The sequence below is a fragment of the Mycobacterium sp. genome, assembly GCF_052144515.1.
Lineage (GTDB): Bacteria > Actinomycetota > Actinomycetes > Mycobacteriales > Mycobacteriaceae > Mycobacterium.
The window spans coordinates 1-3,472 of sequence record NZ_JBKQQD010000179.1 but is presented as its reverse complement, the minus strand read 5'-3'; the positions used below and the strand labels follow the sequence as shown (position 1 = coordinate 3,472).

Annotated in this window: 2 protein-coding genes and 1 pseudogene; all 3 read left to right on the top strand. The window is 64.6% G+C overall.

The annotated features are described in order from the left end of the window. Positions 1 to 1,701: tetratricopeptide repeat protein (locus tag ACLP9N_RS12235; protein WP_442407655.1), on the top strand; the 1,701-nt coding region annotated here is incomplete at its 5' end. A gap of 113 nt (positions 1,702 to 1,814) precedes the next feature. Continuing rightward, positions 1,815 to 1,964: a hypothetical protein gene (locus ACLP9N_RS12230; protein WP_442407654.1), complete on the top strand. Its 150-nt coding sequence runs from the start codon at positions 1,815 to 1,817 to the stop codon at positions 1,962 to 1,964. A gap of 32 nt (positions 1,965 to 1,996) precedes the next feature. Further along, positions 1,997 to 2,887 (top strand): annotated as a pseudogene (locus ACLP9N_RS12225) (glycosyltransferase); the annotation flags it as partial. Positions 2,888 to 3,472: the final 585 nt, after the last annotated feature.

The following is a 3,472-nucleotide window of genomic DNA, read 5'->3' as shown; positions in this document are numbered from 1 at the left end:
GTCGTCCTCAACCTGCACTACTTTGAAGCGAAAATCTTCGCAATCGTGCGTGTTTCCTATCTACTCGCCAACAGACGGGCGGTGGTCTCCGAGCATAGTGCCGATCCGACATTGGAGCGCGACCTGGAGTCCGGCATCGCGTTCGCGGACTACGACGAACTGGTCGATCGCTGTGTGCAACTCGTCGGCGACGAGCGCGCGCGACGCGAGCTCGCCGAGCGGGGCTACCAGGCTTTCTCCGCTCGCAGCCAGGCCGACATTCTGCACCGCGCGCTGTCGGCAGACCTTGAGGGTGTCCCCCACGAGACCGCTGCGCGGGACGACCCTTGCATCGATGTGCGCCTCGAAGGCAAAGACCACAGCGCAGATCATCAGCTCCGCGAGCGCCAACTGTTCACCCGCAACCTGTTCAAGCATAAGGCTGCGCAGGAGCGCGATTGGTTGCTGGCCAAGGTCGAACGCAATCCCGCGGATGCGCGATCGGTCTTTTTCCTAGCCGAGACCTACTTCCGTATGGAGGATCTCGCCAACGCGCGCAAGTGGTATGCGCAGCGCGTCGAGATGGGCGGCTGCGACGAGGAGGCCTACTACGCGATGTACCGGCTCGCGCAGTCGACTCAGCAACTCGGTGCACCGTGGCCAGACTGTGAAGATGCCTACCTGCGCGCCTGGTATTTTCGACCGACCCGCGCCGAGCCGCTGTATGCCGTCGCCGCTGCGTATCACGCCATGCAGCGCTACCAGGTCGGTTACCTGCTTGCCCAGCGCGCCGCCGAAATCCCATTTCCCGAGGAGGACCTCTTTGTCCCCGGAGAGATTGAACAGGTTTACGCCTGGCGCGCAACCGATGAGCAGGCGACTTGCGCATTCTGGATCGGTAAGCACGCCGAGGCGTTCACGCTGTGCCGGCGCCTGCTGGCCCGCCCCGACATCCCCGACCCTGATCGGCAACGGATTGCGACCAACCGCGACTTTTCGGTGCCGGCCATGATCGAGGCGGCCGCACCGTACCCCGAAGCCCTGGTGCAGTCCCTGGCCAACGGTCCAGGCGCAGCCGAAATCACCGTCAGCCTGATCGCCGGACCGGACCCGCAGACCACCGAGCAGACACTGAACTCGTTTTTGACCTGCTGCCTCGATGTGTCACGGGTTGGGCGCTTCCTGGTGCTCGATACCGGCCTGTCCGCCCCCGACCGCGCGAAGCTGCAGCAGCGCTACGGTTTTCTCGAGTTTGCCCATTCCGTTCCCAGGGGCAAGAGAGCCGCCGTTCCCAGGGACAAGCCCGCCGCCCAGCTGGCGCAGATCCGCGCTCAGATCGACGGACGGTTCTGGCTGCACCTGGGCGCGGGCTGGCGGTTTTTCGCCCCCGAGAACTTCATCACCCGCCTCACCGCGGTGCTCGACGCCGAACCACAGGTGTTTCAGGCGGGCATCAACTTCGCCGATGCGGTCAAACTCACCGGCGCCTGCGCCGCGGAGGAGGCGATACGCCGGGCACCCGACGCCGGCCGCTACCTCCTGACCAAGGCGATGGCCACCGGCCCAGCGATGTTCGACACCGCACGCCTGGATCGGGCCGGCGGCCTGAAGGACACCGACCCCGATCCGCTCGCCAAACGTAGGCGACCGGCCGCCCGCGCCAAGCTGCGCACCGCCAGCCTCGACGAAGTCCTCTGCATCTCAGGTCTGGACCCCGAGTGACAACCGCCCGAAACCACCTCGGTCGCGGATATTCGAGAGTCTCGGTTCGGTGTCTACGCCCGGGCCCAGGTCCTGCGACTACTACAACCCACAACACCTGCAGCCATATGTGGGTGGCGAATCCCAAGCTGGAAGGGTCCGCCGACATGCTCGTCATGGAGGACGTCTGCTCGCGGATCGTCGCGCCCGCGGTCCACGACGACATGGCCGACGACGACGTCGCACGGATCCTTACCACCGCGAGGGAACGGGGCTCGCGGTGAAACCGAAACGGATAGCAAGGAACCGACCCAAGGTGAGCGTGGTCACGACCACCCACAACCAAGAAGCCTACGTCCGCGATGCTTTCGACAGCTTTGTCGCGCAGCAGATCGACTTCCCGATGGAGATCGTCGTCGCCGACGATGCCTCGACCGATTCCACGCCAGCGATCATCCAGGAGCACGCCGATCGGTACCCGCACCTGTTCCGGCCGATCTTCAGGCCCAAGAACCTCGGTCTTAACAGGAACCTAGTCGGCGCCCTGTCTGCTGCTCGCGGCACGTACATCGCACTGTGTGAAGGAGACGACTACTGGATCGATCCGCTGAAGCTGAGCAAACAGGTGGCGTTCCTCGACCGGCATCCAAAAACAGCGGTGTGCTTCCATCCCGTGCGAACGATCTGGGAAGACGGCCGGGTCGAGGACCAAGACTTCCCGCCGGTCAGCTGGCGCGACGACCTGAGCTTGGATGCCTTGATCAGGCGGAACTTCATCCAGACCAACTCGGTAGTGTACCGCCGCCTCCCGCGCTACACCGGCATCCCGGCCGATGTCATGCCGCTGGACCACTACCTTCACGTGCTCCATGCGTTCAGCGGCAACATCACAATGCTGCCGGAGACAATGTCCGTCTACCGCCGCCATTCGCAGGGTATGTGGAACAACCGGGTCGTAGACCCTCGAAAGTTCTGGCTGCTGCTAGGTGGCGGGCACGCCGCGATGTACGACGCCATGATCGACTTGGCCGCCGGCGACCCCGCGCGCGAGCAGGTCATCGGCGGAATGGCTGACTGGATTTTCAGTGAGATCGGGAATGTTTCTGGCCCAGAGGGTCGCGCGGCGCTCCTGGACTCCATCGCGCGGCACCCCCGGTGCGCGATGCTGGCCCTGCAGCACCGATGGGCGAACGACCCCGATCGCTTGTTGGCCAGGGTCGAATCCGACCCCGACGATGGGCGGTCGGTCTTGCACCTAGCCCAGCACTATTTCGATCGGGGCGATTTCGTTAACGCGCGCAAGTGGTATGAGCGGCGGGTCGAGGTGGGCGGCTGCGACGAGGAGGTGTACTGGGCGATGTACCAGATCGCGGTGTCGATGTTGAACCTCGGTGAGCCCTGGCCAGACGTTGAGGACGCCTACCTAAAGGCCTGGCAGTTTCGACCGACCCGCGCCGAGCCGCTGCTCGCCATCGCCTTTCGGTGTCGCGTCGAGCAGCGCTACAAGTTCGCGTACCTGTTTGCCGAGAGCGCCGCCAAAATCCCGCTCCCCGAAGAGGACAGAATATCTGTCAGCGCGGACATCTACGCTTGGCGCGCAACCGATGAGCAGGCGGTGTGCGCATCCTGGATCGGCAAGCACGCCGAGGCGTTCACGCTGTGCCGGCGCCTGCTGGCCCGGCCCGACATCCCCGACCCTGATCGGCAACGAATTGCGGCCAACCGCGACTTTTCGGTGCCGGCCATGATCGAGGCGGCCTCACCGTACCCCGAAGCCCTGGTGCAGTCCCTG